12 protein-coding genes are annotated in these 18,185 nt (G+C 31.9%); 5 read left to right on the forward strand and 7 right to left on the reverse strand.

The genetic code is table 11. The features are described from left to right. Nucleotides 1-32 precede the first annotated feature (32 nt). Together rlmB and BUE10_RS16220 are read left to right on the forward strand one after the other, a co-directional pair. Nucleotides 33-767, forward strand: coding sequence for a 23S rRNA (guanosine(2251)-2'-O)-methyltransferase RlmB (gene rlmB, locus BUE10_RS16215; RefSeq protein ID WP_073486710.1), 735 nt, complete (start codon nucleotides 33-35; stop codon nucleotides 765-767). Nucleotides 768-808: 41 nt separating this feature from the next. Beyond that, complete coding sequence (locus BUE10_RS16220) at nucleotides 809-1,609, forward strand: DUF2490 domain-containing protein (RefSeq protein WP_073486712.1); 801 nt, start codon at nucleotides 809-811, stop codon at nucleotides 1,607-1,609. A 2-nt stretch (nucleotides 1,610-1,611) separates the two neighbouring features. Here the strand turns inward: BUE10_RS16220 and BUE10_RS16225 are convergent, their stop codons facing one another. Next, nucleotides 1,612-2,118: a hypothetical protein gene (locus tag BUE10_RS16225; RefSeq protein WP_073486714.1), complete on the reverse strand. Its 507-nt coding sequence runs from the start codon at nucleotides 2,116-2,118 to the stop codon at nucleotides 1,612-1,614. Between the two features lie 60 nt (nucleotides 2,119-2,178). Next, nucleotides 2,179-2,952 carry a rhomboid family intramembrane serine protease gene (locus BUE10_RS16230; protein WP_073486716.1) on the reverse strand — a complete coding sequence of 258 codons (774 nt, stop codon included), beginning with the start codon at nucleotides 2,950-2,952 and terminating at the stop codon, nucleotides 2,179-2,181. Nucleotides 2,953-3,113: 161 nt separating this feature from the next. Between BUE10_RS16230 and BUE10_RS16235 the strand changes: the two genes are divergently transcribed. After that, nucleotides 3,114-4,391 carry a replication-associated recombination protein A gene (locus tag BUE10_RS16235; protein ID WP_073486718.1) on the forward strand — a complete coding sequence of 426 codons (1,278 nt, stop codon included), beginning with the start codon at nucleotides 3,114-3,116 and terminating at the stop codon, nucleotides 4,389-4,391. Between the two features lie 13 nt (nucleotides 4,392-4,404). Here BUE10_RS16235 and BUE10_RS16240 read toward each other — a convergent pair whose 3' ends face one another. From BUE10_RS16240 to radC, 3 genes are read right to left on the reverse strand one after another with little or no spacing between them, the layout of a single operon-like run. Next, on the reverse strand, nucleotides 4,405-5,145 hold the full coding sequence (locus BUE10_RS16240; RefSeq protein WP_073486720.1) for a hypothetical protein: 741 nt from the start codon (nucleotides 5,143-5,145) through the stop codon (nucleotides 4,405-4,407). A 2-nt stretch (nucleotides 5,146-5,147) separates the two neighbouring features. Then, on the reverse strand, nucleotides 5,148-5,834 hold the full coding sequence (locus BUE10_RS16245) for a YjjG family noncanonical pyrimidine nucleotidase (RefSeq protein ID WP_073486722.1): 687 nt from the start codon (nucleotides 5,832-5,834) through the stop codon (nucleotides 5,148-5,150). Nucleotides 5,835-5,837: 3 nt separating this feature from the next. After that, nucleotides 5,838-6,527 (reverse strand): RadC family protein, encoded by a 690-nt coding sequence (gene radC, locus BUE10_RS16250; protein WP_073486900.1) that lies wholly within the window; start codon nucleotides 6,525-6,527, stop codon nucleotides 5,838-5,840. A 106-nt stretch (nucleotides 6,528-6,633) separates the two neighbouring features. Here radC and BUE10_RS16255 point away from each other — a divergent pair, with 106 nt between their 5' ends. Further along, nucleotides 6,634-7,266, forward strand: coding sequence for a DUF1287 domain-containing protein (locus tag BUE10_RS16255; protein WP_073486724.1), 633 nt, complete (start codon nucleotides 6,634-6,636; stop codon nucleotides 7,264-7,266). Nucleotides 7,267-7,390: 124 nt separating this feature from the next. On the opposite strand, the gene BUE10_RS16260 is transcribed toward BUE10_RS16255, so the two are convergent. After that, nucleotides 7,391-8,746 carry a UDP-N-acetylmuramate--L-alanine ligase gene (locus BUE10_RS16260; RefSeq protein ID WP_073486726.1) on the reverse strand — a complete coding sequence of 452 codons (1,356 nt, stop codon included), beginning with the start codon at nucleotides 8,744-8,746 and terminating at the stop codon, nucleotides 7,391-7,393. 215 nt (nucleotides 8,747-8,961) lie between these two features. Between BUE10_RS16260 and BUE10_RS16265 the strand changes: the two genes are divergently transcribed. Further along, the gene (locus BUE10_RS16265) at nucleotides 8,962-15,447 is read left to right on the forward strand and encodes an alpha-2-macroglobulin family protein (RefSeq protein WP_073486727.1); all 6,486 of its coding nucleotides are present in this window, start codon (nucleotides 8,962-8,964) and stop codon (nucleotides 15,445-15,447) included. Between the two features lie 283 nt (nucleotides 15,448-15,730). Here the strand turns inward: BUE10_RS16265 and BUE10_RS16270 are convergent, their stop codons facing one another. Further along, the gene (locus BUE10_RS16270) at nucleotides 15,731-17,875 is read right to left on the reverse strand and encodes a S46 family peptidase (protein WP_073486729.1); all 2,145 of its coding nucleotides are present in this window, start codon (nucleotides 17,873-17,875) and stop codon (nucleotides 15,731-15,733) included. Nucleotides 17,876-18,185: the final 310 nt, after the last annotated feature.

An 18,185-nucleotide genomic window follows, 5' to 3' on the forward strand; every position in this document is an offset into this window, starting at 1 on the left:
TTTTATATAAACATTATACCTATATTTGCCTCATGGAAAAAGAACATCAAATATTTGGTATTAGAGCCATTATAGAAGCGATACAAGCTGGTCAGGAAGTTGACAAAGTATTTATACAAAAAGAGATTTCTGGAGAATTAATGAAAGATTTAATGAAGGTAATGAAACGTGCCAATATTAATTTCTCTTATGTTCCAGTTGAAAAATTAAATAGATTAACACCAAATAATCATCAAGGTGCCGTTGCAACAATTTCGCCTATTGGATTTATTGATATAGAACATTTAGTAGAGTCGACTATTGCTTCGGGTTCAAAACCTTTATTTTTGATATTAGACCAAATCTCAGATGCGAGAAACTTTGGTGCTATTATCAGAACTGCAGAGTGTACAGGAGTAAATGGAATTATCGTTCAAAAAGCAGGTTCTGCTCCGGTAAATGGTGACACTGTCAAAACATCTGCAGGTGCAGTATTCAATGTGCCTATTTGTAAAGTTGAGCATATCAAAGATGCAATATTCTATCTTCAAGGATCTGGAATAAAAACTGTAGCTGCTACAGAAAAAACAGATCAAAACATTTATGATTTATCATTAAATGAACCTTTAGCTATTATAATGGGATCTGAAGACAGAGGTATAAATCCTTCTGTTTTAAAAATCGTAGATGAGAAAGCAAAGTTACCAATGTTCGGTTCCATAGGATCTCTTAATGTTTCTGTTGCTTGTGGTGCATTTTTATACGAAACAGTTCGTCAAAGAAGTTAACAAAGCATACAGAAGTAGAATGACAACTTAATAACTATTAAATGTCTTCAAAATCCACTCATAACATAGTATTTAAAAACTTTTTTTCTGCAATTGTAATTTTTCTAATTACAACCATGAACTATGGACAAACAACAAAATACAATCAGTTTTGGGGTGAAATTCAATTTAACAGAACCATTACCAAAAAGTGGTCAACAGAACTTAATTTAGGAACGAGTTATAGCAGTACTGAATCATCCCCAAACATTTTTGAGCAAAATACACAACGATCATTTAGAGCTTGGGGACATTACTATCTATCTCCGCGTTGGAAATTATCCTCTTTTGTCGGGTACTTTAATAATAAGGACGTTCCTGAAATCGGACAATATGCATCTCCGGAGTGGAGATTTGCCTTACAAGGCATTTATTATTTTCATAAAACCGGATATACATTAAGCACAAGAATGCGGCTCGAACTTCGTCATATGAAAAATGAAGATGACGACTACGAAAACGTGTTTCGATATCGTCAGCAAATTAAATACTTAAAACCCATCAACAGTAAAGTTTTACGAAAAGGTGTTGTATATGCTATTGCCTCCGATGAGTTGTTTTTTAAATCGGGAACAAAAGTTACCGGTCTTAGTTTTTTTGACAGAAACAGATTAAATATTGGCGCTGGTTATCTTTTTACAGATAATATACAAATTGAACTAACATATGCTAACGAATACCTTCCAAGGGATAACGGAAATCAAATCATAAACGCCGCAGCATTCACTCTTACATTTAATAATTTTTTTGAGAATCTAAACAAAAAGTTCTTACACAAATCAGAAACTATAAGTGACGATTAAATCTACTTCTCTTCTTCTTTTAAAAAACAAGCCAGCTGTTTTACAATTTCATCTTTATGTAATTTGAAATTGTAATCACGCATAAACTCAGTCCCCTTCATATTTATAGTAGCCACAACAGCTTCGAATTCAGAAAATGCTTTTAAATCCTTTTTATCCATTAGATACAAAACCTGCATAATAGAGTCGTTTTTTATATACTGGGTATCATAATGCGTTAATTTATATGCATTATTATCAGCTAGGTGTATGATCAAATCATCTGTAATTTCTTTTCCTACTTTCTTTCCGGGAAAAGGCATGGGCTGAAGAGCAACAAAATAATTTTCTTTATCGGTAACAATATTTATTTTTAGAGATTTAGAATTTGTGGTATAAAAAACTGCCGGGTCAAAATAATAAACCATAGAACCGTCGGCAAGTACTTTATTTTTCACATCGCATTGAGCAAAAGATTCAGTACTTCCAAAAATCAATAAAATTAAAACAGAAAAAAAAGCGTTTTTCATGAGTTGGTATAATCAAATTAAAAGGTCCTTAACAAAATTAATCATTTTAATCCATAAAAATTACCCTTCAGAACCTTTATCAACTGGCTCTGACTTAGTTACAATGTAATTCACAATAATATTGGAATTAAAATACGCGTCAGGATTTTCAATTTCTTCTTCAGGAATTTCTGTATTTACGAAATTTCCATCCTCATCAAAATGCTTCATAAAAGCATCCTGAGATGGATCAAAATCTGGTTTCTGCCAATCGTAAATTATGGGTTTTGTATATTCAGAAGTTTTGTAATATAAAGAAAGTCCAAATCCTGTAATAAATCCGCCTAAATGTCCTTCCCAGGAAATTGCAGCATCTACATCTGGAAAAACATACCAAATCATTCCTCCGTAAAGTAAAATAACAGATAACGAAAGTGCTACTAGACGATAATATTTAGTTTGTATTCCTTTAAAAAAGATAAAACTTACCAAAACATAAATTAATCCGCTGGCACCAATATGAAAGTTTGGCCGGCCAATAATCCAGGTTATTAATCCAGAAAATAGAATCCCATAACAAATAACACCTAATGACTGTTTTGGATAAAAAAACTGCAAAGCTGTCAGCAAAACAAATAGCGGAATTGAGTTGTTATATAAATGTTCTAAATTTTCGTGAATAAATGGGCTAAACAATATGCCTTGCAATCCGGAAAAATCTCTGGGATAAATTCCGTTTTGATAAAAGTCAAAATCAAATCGAATCTGAATCCAGTATATAACCCAAAGAAAAAGCACAAAAAATACTGGAACTCCAATAACTGCAGTTGAAAATTTAAATTGATTATCATTCATATAGTTTCGATTCTGATTTATGTTCTGGCATCAAAAAACTATCCAAATAAAAAGTACTGATAATTTGTCAGCTATTCTATTATATGTTAAAACTTTAAAATCGAATTAGTATATAATATCTCATGTAATAAAATTAATTTTGAAAATAGTAATTTTACAAAATGGAAGCACCGTTAGCCGAGCGTATTCGCCCACAGAAATTAGAGGATTATGTTAGTCAAAGTCATTTGGTTGGACCAAATGGTTCATTGACACAGCAAATTTCAAAAGGAATAATTCCTTCACTTATTTTTTGGGGACCGCCCGGAACTGGCAAAACAACTTTGGCACAAATTATTGCACAAGAATCTAAGCGTCCGTTTTATATTTTAAGCGCAATTAATTCTGGGGTTAAAGATATTCGAGACGTAATTGAAAAAGCAAAACAAAGCGGTGGTTTATTTACTGCCAAAAACCCTATTTTATTTATTGATGAGATTCACAGGTTTAGTAAATCACAGCAAGATTCCCTTTTAGCTGCCGTTGAAAAAGGATGGATTACCCTTATTGGCGCAACTACAGAAAACCCAAGTTTTGAAGTTATTCCCGCATTATTATCCCGATGTCAGGTCTATATCCTAAATGCATTTACAAAAGACGATTTAGAAGCTTTATTACATCGTGCAATGAAAATTGACGTAGAACTAGCCTCTAAACAAATTACTTTAAAAGAAACGGAAGCTTTATTGCGACTTTCTGGCGGTGATGGCAGAAAACTGCTTAACATTTTTGAACTTGTAGTTAATGCTTCGCCAAGCGATAATGTAGTTATTACCAACGATCGTGTTTTTGAACTGGTTCAGCAAAATACTGTTTTGTATGACAAAACGGGTGAACAGCATTATGATATTGTCTCTGCTTTTATAAAATCTATAAGAGGAAGTGATCCAAATGGTGCAGTTTACTGGCTGGCAAGAATGATTGAAGGCGGCGAAGATGTAAAATTTATTGCCAGAAGAATGTTGATTTTATCTAGTGAAGATATTGGAAATGCAAACCCAACGGCATTTATTATGGCTAATAATACTTTTCAGGCTGTCTCAACGATTGGTTATCCGGAAAGCCGAATCATACTGAGTCAATGTGCCATATACTTGGCAACATCTCCAAAAAGCAATGCATCTTATATGGCTATTGGAAATGCGCAGCAATTAGTAAAACAAACAGGAGATTTACCAGTTCCTATTCATTTGCGAAATGCTCCAACAAAATTGATGAAAGAATTAGGTTATGGCGAAGATTATAAATATTCGCATGACTATGCCAATAATTTTGCCGAACAAGAATTTCTGCCAGATGCTATAAAAGAAACGGTTCTTTACAATCCGGGGAGCAATTCTAGAGAGAACAGCAACCGCGAATTTTTAAAGAACCGTTGGAAAGATAAATATGGCTATTAAACCATAGTATATTTTAGAATTTTACCGAAACTTTTTCTGAAATCAATTTATCATTTTGATAATATTCAAAATACCATTGATTATCTTTTGCGTTTAAAGATCCCTGAATTCCATCTTTAATGGCAATAAAAGAATCTGCACGTGAAGTTTTCAATAATTTCATTACCACTTTTGGTGTTTTATCAATTAATTGAAACCCATTTTCTGTTGGCTGTGCATACAATAAATTTGGATCTGAAAGATTAACTACAGGTTTTTCAACTGGAGTACTTGCAACAGCAGCAACTGGAGCTGCAGTTTGCGCGACACTCGAAGAAGTTGAAGAAATAGTTTTTCCATTATATTTATAGTGCAATCCAATAATAGAAACAAACGCACCTTCAAGGCTTTCTTTGTATGCTACTTCGTAATCCTTTTCCCTGCTCTTTCCTGTTTCAGAAGTATAAATTACTTTTCCGTAGCAGTCTTTAAATTGAACAAAAAGTTTTGTTACTAAAAAAGCATTATCTCTTTTTACATCGATATACAAAATCTCACATCTATCATAACCTGCAGGTACTTGCTCACTAGTATAATAAGCTTCAAAGCCGGCTTTAAGTAAATTTGATTTAGTTAACGTTGCTAATCGATATTGATTATCTGTTTTAATAAAATCGTATTTAAGAGGAATTATAACGGCTTTATAATCGTTAACAGATTGCGAAAACCCAATAGCCGAACAAAATAGTAAAGCCAGTAAAACTTTTATTTTCATAATTATAGGTATTTTTTTAGTTCTAGTAAATGATTAATTTGTTTTAAATTTTTAGGCACATCAATATTTCTGATATTAAAGAAAATAGCATCCATACCAGCGTTTAAGGCGCCATTAACATCCGCATCAAAATCATCGCCAATCATGACACTGTTTTCTTTTGAGGCTTGGGCCAAATTGACAGCATAGTCAAAGATAATACTATTTGGTTTTTTAACCCCGGCTAATTCAGAATTTGTAATGGTACTGAAATAACCGCCAAGCGAAGCATTATTTATTTTCTTGGTTTGAACGTGTGCAAACCCATTTGTAATAATATGCAGTTTATATTTAGGTTTAAGATACTCCAAAACTTCAATTGCTCCATCAAAAAGATAATTATTATCGGTCAAAAACTCAATATAATCATTAGCGATCTGATCTATATTTTCATCAGAAATGGAATAATTTAAAGCATCAAAAGAATATTTTAATCGGTTATAACGTAATTCCTGATGCGTAATTTCATCATTTTGATACAACCTCCAGCATTCCTGATTTATGGGAACATATTTTTTAATAAAATCTTCAATTTTAATTTCTCCGAAATTATTTTTAAAAATACGATCAAAAGCCATTTCTGAATTTTTATCAAAATCCCAAAGCGTGTGATCTAAATCAAAAAAAATGTCTGTAATGTTGGTATTCATAGATTAAAAAATTCCTTCATCTACAAAACTATAATATTTTGTTTCAGTAATAATCAAATGATCTAAAATTTTAACATCTAGAATCTCTCCTGCTGTTTTTATTTTCTTTGTAATTTGTTTATCAGCATCACTTGGATTTAAATTTCCGGAAGGATGATTATGACACAAAATCAAACCTGTAGCGCCATTTTCTAAGGCTAATTTAAAAACCAATCGTATATCTACAATTGTTCCTGTAATTCCTCCTTTGCTTAATTGTGATTTAGAAATAACCTTATTCGAATTATTAAGAAAAAGCACCCAAAATTCTTCATGAGACAATTCTCCAATGATAGGCTGCATAATTTCGAAAGTATTTTTACTTGAGATAATTTTAGATAATTTAACGGTATCCTCTGCTCTTCTTCTTCGTCCTAATTCTAAAGCAGCAATAATGGTAATTGCTTTTGCTTCTCCTATTCCTTTAAATTGCATTAATTGAGAAATAGACATTTTTCCTAAAGAATTAAGATTTCCCGCATCAGCTAAAATCCGTTGACTTAATGCAACAGCCGATTCATTACGACTACCTGACCCAATTAAGATTGCCAATAATTCAGCATCGCTTAAAGCATCTTTTCCTTTAAGCATTAATTTCTCCCTTGGTTTGTCATCTTCAGACCAATTCGTAATAGGAAAATGACCTCCCTCCATAATAATATATTTTAAGAAGCGAATATATATTAAAAAGAAGAAAAATCTTTCAAAAAATTGAATCATTTCTAAATTTGTTTAACTTTAAAAACTAACTTATCTCTAAATGAAAATTTTACGTATTTCTTTCCTTCTATTTCTTTTTATATCCTGTCAAAAGAAGGAAATAGCAAAAAATGAGAGTAATGAAAATCAGCCAAATAATTTTGAGGAAAAACTCTCTCAAGCTGCAATTTCAATTATTGATCCATCAATAGATTATGATCCGGCCTACTTTTCAATTCAATATCCTAACGGAGATGTTCCTGCAAAAAAAGGAGTCTGCACCGATGTTGTTATTCGCTCTTATCGAAAATTAGGAATTGATCTTCAAAAAGAAGTACATGAAGATATGGTAGAAAACTTCGACGCATATCCGAATTTAAAAAATTGGGGAATGACTAAAACCGATACTAATATTGATCACAGAAGAGTTCCAAATCTGGAAGTTTTTTTTGAAAGAAAAGGAATAAAACTAGTCGTAACTCAAAATTCTAACGATTATAAAACTGGTGAAATTGTAACATGGATGATTAATGATAAACTGCCTCATATTGGAATAGTAACCAACAAAAAATCAAAAGACGGAAAACGAAATTTAATTGTCCATAATGTTGGTAATGGGCAAGTTCTTCAAGATTGTTTATTTGAATATAAAATTGTGGGACATTTTAAATATTCTAAAGAAATTCCAAATTAGAAAAATTCCAAATTAGAAAACCTAAAATTCCAAAAAAAACCAGCTGTAAAAACAGCCGGCAATTATATAATTTTCAAATTGACTGATTAACTACTCAATCAATTGTTTTACTTTATCAATTGTTTTACTTTATCAAATGTTTTACTTCATCAAAGTTTAAACCTCCGTAATTTCCTGAACTCATTAATAAAAGTGCAGAATTATCTAAATTCAAATTGAATAAATATTCTTTAAATTCAGCTGGATTTGTATAAATAATTAAATCTTCCCTATTAAATGAAGTTGCAATTTGTTCATATGTAACTTCTTCTAACTGTTTAATTTTTACAGCATCTGGAGAATAGAAAACAACCGCAACATCAGCATATTCTAAAGCTCCTTCATATTCTTTTAAAAATTCAGCATTTAAACTGCTGTAGGTATGTAATTCTAAACACGCCACCAAAGTTCTGTTTGGATATTGTTCTTTTACTGCTTTAGTTGTTGCAGCAACTTTACTTGGCGAATGCGCAAAATCTTTATAAGCAACTTTCCCTTTTCCTTCGGCAATTTTTTCTAAACGTTTAGAAGCGCCTTTAAAACTGGCAATTGCCTCATAAAAATCAGCTTCGTCCACACCCATATTTTGGCAGATCCATTTTGCTCCGGCAAGATTATTTAAATTGTGCGCCCCAAAAACTTCAATTGGCATATCCCCTTCTGGTGTTTTTAATAATGTTACACCATCACTAACCGTATATTCAGGAGTATGATAAGCCAATTTACGAATTGGGTTTGCAGCAGCCTCAGAAACTCGTTTTACTTCCGGATCATTTTCATTATAAACTAAAATTCCTCCGTTTGTAATTTTCGAAATAAAGATTTCAAACTGTTCTACATAATTTTCATACGTTGGAAACACATTAATATGATCCCAGGCAATTCCCGAAATCAAAGCAATATTGGGCTGGTATAAATGAAACTTCGGACGACGATCTATAGGAGAAGATAAATATTCATCACCTTCTAAAACCATAAAATCATTTTCTTCGGTTAAATGAACCATAGTATCAAAACCTTCTAACTGTGCACCAACCATATAATCAACCTCAATATTATGATAATGCATTACGTGCAAAATCATCGAAGTAATGGTAGTTTTTCCGTGCGAACCACCAATTACAACACGGGTTTTATTTTTAGATTGTTCGTATAAAAATTCTGGATAAGAATAAATTTTAAGTCCCAATTCCTGCGCTTTCAACAATTCCGGATTATCGGCTTTTGCATGCATTCCAAGAATTATGGCATCAATATCGGCAGTGATTTTTTCAGGAAACCAGCCCAGTTCAGCAGGAAGAATTCCTTTTTTCTCTAATCTTGATTTTGAAGGTTCAAAAATAGCATCATCGCTTCCTGTAACCTGATAACCTTTATTATGCAATGCTAATGCTAGATTGTGCATCGCGCTTCCGCCTATAGCGATGAAATGTGTTTTCATTTAAAATGTTTAATCGTTAAACTGTTTAATTGGTTAATCGAAAAAGCCAATAACTAATAAAACTCCAATAATTATTTTTCAAAAATAAGGAAATATAAAATGTGTTATTTCCTTTTAGAGATAAATTAGTACTTTGTAGAGAAAATATTTTAGAAATAATTCTCGACTTCCCAACCTTTTTTAAAATTTGATCATCTATAGATTAAAACTCTCTTATGAAAAATATATTATTTGTATTCTTATTGCTTTCGACAGTAATTTTTGCACAGCAAAATGATAAAAGATGGGACAAAGTTATTGCTCTTGAAAATGAAGGGAAAGTAAAATCGGCAAACGAAATTGTTTCTAAAATTTATAAAAAAGCAATAAGTCAAAAAGACGAGGTTCAAATGATAAAATGCTTTTTTTATCAATCTAAATACCTTCAGGTTGTTGATGAAAATGCACAAACTAAAATTTTAAATAATCTAAAAACTGATATTGGCCGCGTTTCTGTTCTATCAAAAGCAATTTTGAATTTGGTTTACGCAAAATGTTTAACTGATTATTATGCCCGAAACAAATATCAAATTGAAAAGAGAACAAATACCGTAGAACTAGATGATGATTTCCTAACCTGGACTGCAAAAAATTTCAATGCTCAAATTGATCTCGCTTTAAAAAGTTCTATGGAAAACGAGACTGTTTTAAAAAACACTTCCCTGACTAAGTACGAAGCTATTTTTGATTATCCAACTATGGAGAAATTTAAAACTCTTAATTTATTAAATTATGTAATATCAGAAAACATATACCTTCAATCGCAAAAAATTCGCTCGTGGGAAATTCAAAAAAGCGATTTTTTATCTTCTAAAAAAGATCTTTTAGGTAATTCAACTGATTTTATAAAATTAAACTTTGATTCTGTTTCAAACGAAAATCTTAAAATCACTTTAAAACTCTATCAAAGACAAGAAATTAACAATTCAACTGCCGAAAATATTTGGGGAAGAATTCAGTTTCTCAAAAAAAATATTCTAGATGCAGATGAAGATTACATTCAGGCTTTAGCTGCTCTTCAAAACAAAACTGACAATGTGCTTTTAATACAAAACATTCAGTTAGAAAGAGCCTCTTTTTTATCTCAAAAAGCCTCAAAAAAAACTAACCCTGATTATAATATAAAAGCAATTGCAATTTTAGACAGCATTTTACAAATCAACAATAGATCAAATGCTTATAAACTTGCCATACAACAAAAGGAAAACATTTTGTATAAAAATTTAAATATACAGCTTCAAAAATATGTTTACAATAACGAAAACACGCGCGCTTTTGTTCAATATAAAAATATCGAAAAACTTAAAATTTCTTTTTTCAAAATTTCACAAACACAGCTTATTGAACTCACAAAATCTTATATCACAAGAGATGGTATTAGAGATTCAATCACTCAAAAAACAAAACCTGCAATTTCTCAATCTTATACATTAACCAATAAAAAAGATTTTTTTGAATATTCAACAGAAGTTTTACTGCCACAATTAGAGACAGGTTCTTATTTAGTATATTTTGAAAGTGAATCTGATTCTAATGACAGGAAAGCTTACGCCTTTGAAACTATTACAGTTTCTGACTTTATAATTTTAGGAACTCAAAATGACATATCGGAAACGTATCAGGTTCTAGATCGAAAAACTGGAAAACCATTAGAAAATGTAAATGTCAAATCTCAGTCAATTAATGTTCTAACAAATAAAAACGGAATTGCGGTTTTTGAAAAGAAAATTAACCAGTATACTTATCAGCCAATTACTGTTTACACACCAAAAGATACTCTTTATATTGAAAACAAATATCTTGCTTACAATAACCAATACAATGATAAAAATGAGGATCAGAATAATTTTAAAGGAAAAGTAGAATTTTATTTAGACCGTGCAATTTATCGTCCGGGACAAACCGTTTACTATAAAGGAATTGCGACACAAAAAATTAAAAACAAATCGGCTGTAGTTCCCTTTACAACATTTCAAATTATTGTTGAAGACCCTAACAATACAGAAATTAAAGAATTTGATGTTACAACAAATGAGTTTGGTTCTTTTTCCGGTGAATTTGTTCTTCCAAAATCTGGCCTGACAGGTAGTTTTTTAATTACTGCCGATGAACCTACTGACTATGAAAATGATAAAGTTTATGATAAAACAAAAGATGAACATCCATTTTGGGAAAATGTAGATTTTGAAACTTCCCAAATCGATTTTCAGGTTGAGGAATACAAACGTCCAAAATTTGAGGTAACTTTTGAACCTAAAAAAGAAAGCTTTCAGCTTAATCAACTAGTTAAAGTAAAAGGAACTGCAAAAGCTTTTGCAGGAAGTAATATTTCTGATGCAGAAGTAAGTTATACTGTTATCCGACATACGACTTATTTAAGACATTTCTATAATCAGGAAGTTGAAAATGAAGTTTTGGCTGTTGAAGAAACTAAAACTGATGCCTCAGGAAAATTTTCAATTGATTTTACAGCCGTTCCTGCTAAAAATTCTAAGAAAGAACTATTGCCTGTTTTTAATTATGAAATAAAAGCTTCTGTTACTGATATCAACGGAGAAACTCATGATGCCAGTACATTTGTAAAAGTTGGTTACCACGACTTAGAATTAAATGCTGTAATCGATAATGAAATCTCGACTAAAAATAAAAATGAGATTAAACTTGTAAGTACTAATTTAAATGGAGAATTTACTGCAATTAAAGGAGAAATAAAAATTTACTATCTCAACCCATTCTCTACAAAATTTAAGGGCAGAGTATTTCCTAATCCTGAAATAGAATCTATTTCAAATTCTGATTTTGAAAAATTATTTCCATACGAAAACAATCAAAATTCAAAAGAAAAAACAACCGAAACCTTATTGTATTCTAAAAATATAGATACACAAAAAGACAAAACTCTGGCTTTAGATTTCATTTCAAATTATAAATCAGGTGACTATAAAATTGTCTTTTCTGCAAAAGATAGTTTTGGTAATTTAATAGAAAGTAATTCAAATTTCAGACTTTTTCAAAGCAGTGACAAATTTGATACAAGTCGTTTATTTAATGTAACGCAAATAAATCAAGATGCCTTAAAAGACGGTTTTGTTTTAATAAAACTAACTTCTGTTCTTCCAGAATTATATATTACTGGGACGGCTAATTATGAAAACAAATTATATTCAGAAGAAATATATCACCTTCAAAATAATGAAGCGTTAGTTAAGGTCCCGATAAAAAAAGAATTTCAAAATGGGGTAATAATTGATTTCACAAGCATATACGAGAATCAAAAATTTGACAATAATGTTTTTGTTATTTTAAAAAGAGAAAAGCCTGAATTTAAATTTGATGTAGAAACATTTCGAACTAAAATTCAGCCCGGAAGCAACGAAAACTGGTCTTTTAAATTAACCGGAACAGCTGCAAAAAAAGAATCCGAAGTTTTAGCATCAATGTATGACAGCTCATTAGATCAATTTACTACCAAAAACTGGCCAAGCTTAAATCTTGATCAATATAATATTGGGCATAGTTACAAAGCGCTTTTAGGTTACGAAAAAACATATACCACAATTCCTAATTTAAACACTCCATCTAAGCGTATTGAACTAAAAAATGAAAGCACAAAACTAATCTGGTTTGGATTTGATTTTGCCAACACCAGCAATGATGTAATTTATTTACAAAGAGAATATCAAAGACAATTAACAAAAAAAATCACAAAGCCATTAAATGCTAAATTGATTTCTGGTATTGTAACTGATCAGGATCAATTGCCTCTTCCAGGCGTGAGCGTAACTATCAAAGGTACGCAAAGAAGCACGAGTACTGATTTTGACGGATATTATGAAATTGAAGCAAAAGAAAATGAAGAACTTGTTTTCGCCTATATTGGTTATAAAAATCAATCTGCAATTGTTTATAAAGATAAAACCATCAATTTTCAATTAACAGCAGAATCAAATCACTTAGAAGAAGTTGTTGTAGTTGGTTATGGCACGCAAAAAAAGAAGTCAATAATGGCTTCTGCTACCCAAATTATAAGCTCCGAAGTTCTTTCAGAAGACAATGCTGTTTATGATTCCGCTGGATTTTCACAACAATTAGCAGGAATCGCACAAGGCGTTCAAATTAGAGGAGCGTCAACAGTTAAAGGGGCCAATCCTTTATATGTAGTTGATGGACAAATAGTAAGTGAAATAAAAAATTTAAACCCAAATGACATTTTATCAATTGATGTTTTAAAAGATGATAAAGCAGCAGCTCTTTATGGAAGCAGAGCAGTAAATGGAGTAATAATTGTTACAACAAAGAGTGCTCTCGAAGCTTTAACACAAGTAAAAGCCAGAAAAAACCTTTCTGAAACTGCTTTCTTTTTTCCGAATTTAAAAACAGATTCTAATGGAAAAGTGAGTTTTAACTTTACTTCTCCAGAAGCATTGACTGCCTGGAAACTTCGTTTATTGGCCCATAACAAAGACGCTGTTTCCGGTTATTTGGAGAAAAGCGTTATTACACAAAAAGAGTTGATGTTGATGCCAAATTTTCCACGCTTTTTTAGAGAAAAAGATACAATTGTTATTAGTGCCAAAATCTCGAATGTTACCGCTGACGCGAAAGTCGGAATCGCCAATTTGCAGTTTTTTGATGCCGCGACAATGCAGCCAATCGATGCAAAATTATTAAACACAAAAAACATTCGAAATTTCACGATTCCTGCTTACGGAAATACAACTGTAAATTGGACTGTTACAATTCCAGAAGGCTTGCAGGGAATTCAATATAAAATTTTGGCAAAATCTGGAAATTTTTCAGATGGAGAAGAAAACATTATTCCTGTTTTGACCAACAATATGCTCGTTACAGAAAGCATTCCGGTTTGGGTTCGTGAGAATTCGACTAAAGAATATACATTCGAAAACTTAAAAAACAATAATTCTACAACATTAAGAAACCACCAGTTTACGTTTGAATACACTTCAAACCCAACCTGGATTGCGATTCAATCTTTACCGTATTTAATGGAATACGAACACGAATGTGCAGAACAAACTTTTGCACGTTTTTATGCCAATGCTTTAGCATCAGAAATAATTTCAAGTAACCCGAAAATTGCGACTGTTTTTGAAGAGTGGAGAAAAAAAGGAAAACCAATTTCTAAACTAGAAGAAAACGACGAATTAAAATCAATAATTTTAGCCGAAACGCCTTGGTTAAATGATGCTCAAAATGAAGATGAAAAGAAAAAGAATATTGCGCTTTTATTTGATCTGGAGAAAATGAAAACTTCTCAGGAAACTGCATTCGAAAAATTAAAACAAAAACAAAAAGTATCTGGGGGGTTTTCTTGGTTTGACGGCGGTTATGAAAGTGAATACATCACCAGACATATTCTGGCTGGTTTAGGTCATTTAGCAAAATTGAGTAAAGACAATACTGCAAAAACCAATGAAATTTCAAAAACAGCAATTCCATTTTTAGACAATAAATTTTTAGGCTATCATAGTTTTAGAACCAAAAACTTAAAAACAACCGACAAACTAATCTGGATTAATCCGTATTCTGACCTTCATTATTTGTATACCAGAAGTTTTTATCTGGATAAATATCCATTGTCTGACACTTTAAAAAAGGTTACTAAATTATATCTCGAAACAGCTAAAAAAGAATGGCTTGGTTATTCACTTTACGAAAAAGGATTGGCGGCTTTAACTTTAAACCGTTTTGGAGAAAAAGAAACTGCTAAAAAAATCATTGAAAGCCTAAAAGAAACTTCTTCAAACAATGAAGATTGGGGAATGTACTGGATTGCCAACAAATCTGGCTGGTATTGGTATCAGGCTCCTATTGAAACTCAGGCTTTATTGGTTGAGGCTTTCGCCGAAGTTACGCAAGACACCAAATCTGTAGATGCGATGAAAATCTGGCTGCTTAAAAACAAACAAACTAAAAACTGGCCAACGACAAAATCAACCAGCGAAGCCATTTATGCTTTATTATTGCAAGGAACAGATTGGCTTTCTGTAAAAGATAATACAGTTATAAAATTGGGTGACGAAAAAATCATGACCAAAAAACTAGCCGAAAATCAAAAAGAAGCCGAAACTGGTTATATCAAATTAAACTGGAAAGGTGAAGAAGTTAAAAAAGAAATGGCTTCTATCAGCATTCAGAATAAATCAAAAGTTCCGGGATTTGGCGGTATTTACTGGCAGTATTTTGAAGATTTGGATAAAATCAAAAACAATTCGGGAGCCGTTTTATCTGTTTCAAAAGAACTTTATCTAAAGAAAAGCACTTTAAAAGGAGATGAACTGGAAAGAATTACAGCAAAAAATTCTTTAAAAACCGGAGATTTGGTTACGGTACGTTTAATTATTACGTCAAAAGAAGACACAGAATATGTTCATTTAAAAGATATGCGCGCTTCTTGTTTTGAGCCCGTAAATGTTCTTTCAGAATATAAATCCTCAGATAGTTTAGAATATTATATAAGTACAAAAGATGCTGCAACGCATTTCTTTTTTGATGAAATTGATAAAGGGACTTATGTGTTAGAATATGATATTAGAGTAAATAACAGCGGTGAATTCTCAAACGGAATTACCACAATTCAAAGTATGTATGCTCCGGAGTTTGCGAGTCATACAAAAGGAATTCGGGTAAAAGTTAATTGATGTAACAAACCCGGCAGGTTTTAAAAACCTGCCGGGTTTACTGAATCTGAATGTCAGGCTGAGCGAAGTCGAAACCTTTCTCATCACACAAGCCTTCGACTTCGCTCAGGGTGACAATAAATTTTCATAATTACATTATGTCAGGCTGAACGAAGTCGAAGCCCTTCACAACATACAAGCCTTCGACTTCGCTCAGGATGACATTCTTTTTCAAAATTAAAAACAACAAAAAACCCGACAAGATTTAAAATCTGTCGGGTTTACTTTTATAATGAAACTGAGATTATTTAGAAATCGTCAATTCGTCAATAATATTTTTAGCGCCAGCGTATTTATCAATAATCCAAAGTACATAACGAATATCAACGTTAATAGTTCTTTGTAATTTAGGATCAAAAATTACGTCTCCTGCCATCGCTTCAATGTTTCCATCAAAAGCAATTCCAATTAATTCTCCTTTACCGTTTAAAACCGGTGAACCTGAGTTTCCTCCGGTAATATCATTATCAGTCAAGAAGTTTACTGGCATGTAACCTGCTTTATCAGCATATTGTCCAAAATCTTTTGCTTTGTTTAATTCTAACAAACGTTTTGGTAAATCAAATTCCTGGTCTCCCGCTTTATACTTTTTCACCATGCTTTCCATAGTTGTATAATTGTTGATCGCAGCATCGTTACGAGGATCCGCAGGTAAAGCGCGAACTTTTCCGTAAGTCAATCTCAAAGTAGAGTTTGCATCAGGATATTTAATTGCGTTTAATTTTGATTCTCTTAAACCTTCAACAAGTTCACGGTAAGCAGTTGCAAAACCATCATCCGCTTTCTTTTGGTCATCTGTTTTTGCACGCGACTTTGTCAATAAATCATTAGAAATAATATATAATGGATCGTGTACAATTGCCAAAGGTTTTGGATCAGCCATAAATGCTAATACTTTTTCCTTAGTTGTAAAATAGCTAATTTCAGTTGCTTTGGCTACGTCAGCAGTAAAGTCACCATTATTAGCAGTTTTCATTTTAGCAATTTCCGGAGCAAGTCCATATTCAGCAGCTTTAGAAGCATATAAATTTAATTGCGCTGTCAATACATCTTTTTCAAGCGGAGCATAAAAATTACCATAGATATTGTCAATCATTGTGTTAATCTTCGGTAACATCTCTGCTCTTTTTGCGTCATTTTCTTTATAATAAGCAATCAGCTCATTTCCTAAATTTGCAGGACCAGCCGCATAGCTGGAAGTACGCAAAAGCTGCGTTAAGTAATTATCGTGACGCGCTTTTAAATTTGTTTCTCTGTAATAATCGTTAATAGTAGGAATTACATTTTCATACTTATCTTTATTAGCAGGTTTGCTTGCCCACTCATAAAACTTATCTTCCTGCTCTGATTTTGTATCTACCGTTCCCGCTTTTGTTAAAGCATCGATCATACCTTGACGGTTTTTCCAGTAGTTTGCTGTCGAAGCATATTTAGATGCATATTTCAAACGAACTGTTGCATCTGTATCCATATACTTTTTCATTACATCCATTCCGGTTTTAGCACCTTCAACCCACGCAGGATAAGCATATTTTATATTCTGCTCTATTCCGCCTGCCGGCATCCAGCGATTTGTTCTTCCTGGGTAACCCAAAATCATCGCAAAATCATTTTCTTTTACACCTTTAATACTTACAGGCAAATAATGTTTTGGCTGTAAAGGCACATTATCTTTAGAATATGCTGCAGGATTTCCGTCTTTATCAGCATAAACTCTAAACATAGAAAAATCTCCTGTTTGACGAGGCCACTCCCAGTTGTCAGTGTCTCCTCCAAATTTACCAACACTTTCCGGAGGTGTTCCCACTAAACGAACATCTGTGTAATCTTGGTAAACAAAATAGTAATATTCATTTCCTTGAAAGAACGGACGAACAGAAACTGTATACTTTCCGTTTTCACTATTTTCTTTTTCAATTAAACTAATCTCTTGCTGAATGATTTTGTTTCTTTCAGTTTCCGTCATAGTATCATTTACTTTTGATAAAATCCTTTTAGAAACATCGTCCATACGAACAAAGAAACGAACGTATAAAGATTTAGGTTTCATTTCGGCACTTTTATCTTTTGCCCAAAAACCATCTTTCAAATAGTTTTGTTCTGCAGTAGAAAGTTCTGCAATCGCGTTATATCCGCAATGGTGATTTGTTAAAACCAGTCCGCTTTTAGAAACGATTTCAGCAGTACACCCACCATTAAACTGTACAATTGCATCTTTTAAACTATGGTGGTTAATACTATAAATTTCTTCGGCTGTTAATTGCAAGCCCATTTTCTCCATATCTCTATGGTTCAATCTTTCGATAAACATCAAGAACCACATTCCCTCATCAGCTCTTACAGGAAAAGCCATAAGGCACATGGTCAAGAATAAAACTATTTTTTTCATGTTATTTTGTTTAAGTACTGCGAATATAACTCATTTTCGCAAAAAAAATAAACATTCGATCTAAAAACAAAACATAATAAATAAATATGAAGATGATTTTGCGAAATTCATAATTTGATGAAAAAGAAAAATTATTAGAATATAAAAAGATAAAAGCCAATTAAACTTATAAAATTCTAGCTTTAATGAAATCATGATTTTAAATCTTAATAAAAATTGTAAAAATTAACCTTCAATTAAAAATATTTAATTTAATCCATTTCTTACAAATAATTATTCCTTTAATTTGCCTTTCTAATTAAAAAAATAA

Source organism: Flavobacterium sp. CF108, assembly GCF_900129795.1.
GTDB lineage: Bacteria > Bacteroidota > Bacteroidia > Flavobacteriales > Flavobacteriaceae > Flavobacterium.

Bases quoted from the DNA above. Each gene is read 5' to 3' on its own strand.
- BUE10_RS16270 (WP_073486729.1), bottom strand. From the start codon at position 17,875: ATGAAAAAAATAGTTTTATTCTTGACCATGTGCCTTATGGCTTTTCCT.
- BUE10_RS16260 (WP_073486726.1), bottom strand. From the start codon at position 8,746: ATGAAAACACATTTCATCGCTATAGGCGGAAGCGCGATGCACAATCTA.
- BUE10_RS16235 (WP_073486718.1), top strand. From the start codon at position 3,114: ATGGAAGCACCGTTAGCCGAGCGTATTCGCCCACAGAAATTAGAGGAT.
- rlmB (WP_073486710.1), top strand. From the start codon at position 33: ATGGAAAAAGAACATCAAATATTTGGTATTAGAGCCATTATAGAAGCG.
- BUE10_RS16265 (WP_073486727.1), top strand. From the start codon at position 8,962: ATGAAAAATATATTATTTGTATTCTTATTGCTTTCGACAGTAATTTTT.
- BUE10_RS16255 (WP_073486724.1), top strand. From the start codon at position 6,634: ATGAAAATTTTACGTATTTCTTTCCTTCTATTTCTTTTTATATCCTGT.
- BUE10_RS16240 (WP_073486720.1), bottom strand. From the start codon at position 5,145: ATGAAAATAAAAGTTTTACTGGCTTTACTATTTTGTTCGGCTATTGGG.
- BUE10_RS16230 (WP_073486716.1), bottom strand. From the start codon at position 2,952: ATGAATGATAATCAATTTAAATTTTCAACTGCAGTTATTGGAGTTCCA.
- BUE10_RS16220 (WP_073486712.1), top strand. From the start codon at position 809: ATGTCTTCAAAATCCACTCATAACATAGTATTTAAAAACTTTTTTTCT.
- BUE10_RS16225 (WP_073486714.1), bottom strand. From the start codon at position 2,118: ATGAAAAACGCTTTTTTTTCTGTTTTAATTTTATTGATTTTTGGAAGT.
- BUE10_RS16245 (WP_073486722.1), bottom strand. From the start codon at position 5,834: ATGAATACCAACATTACAGACATTTTTTTTGATTTAGATCACACGCTT.
- radC (WP_073486900.1), bottom strand. From the start codon at position 6,527: ATGGAGGGAGGTCATTTTCCTATTACGAATTGGTCTGAAGATGACAAA.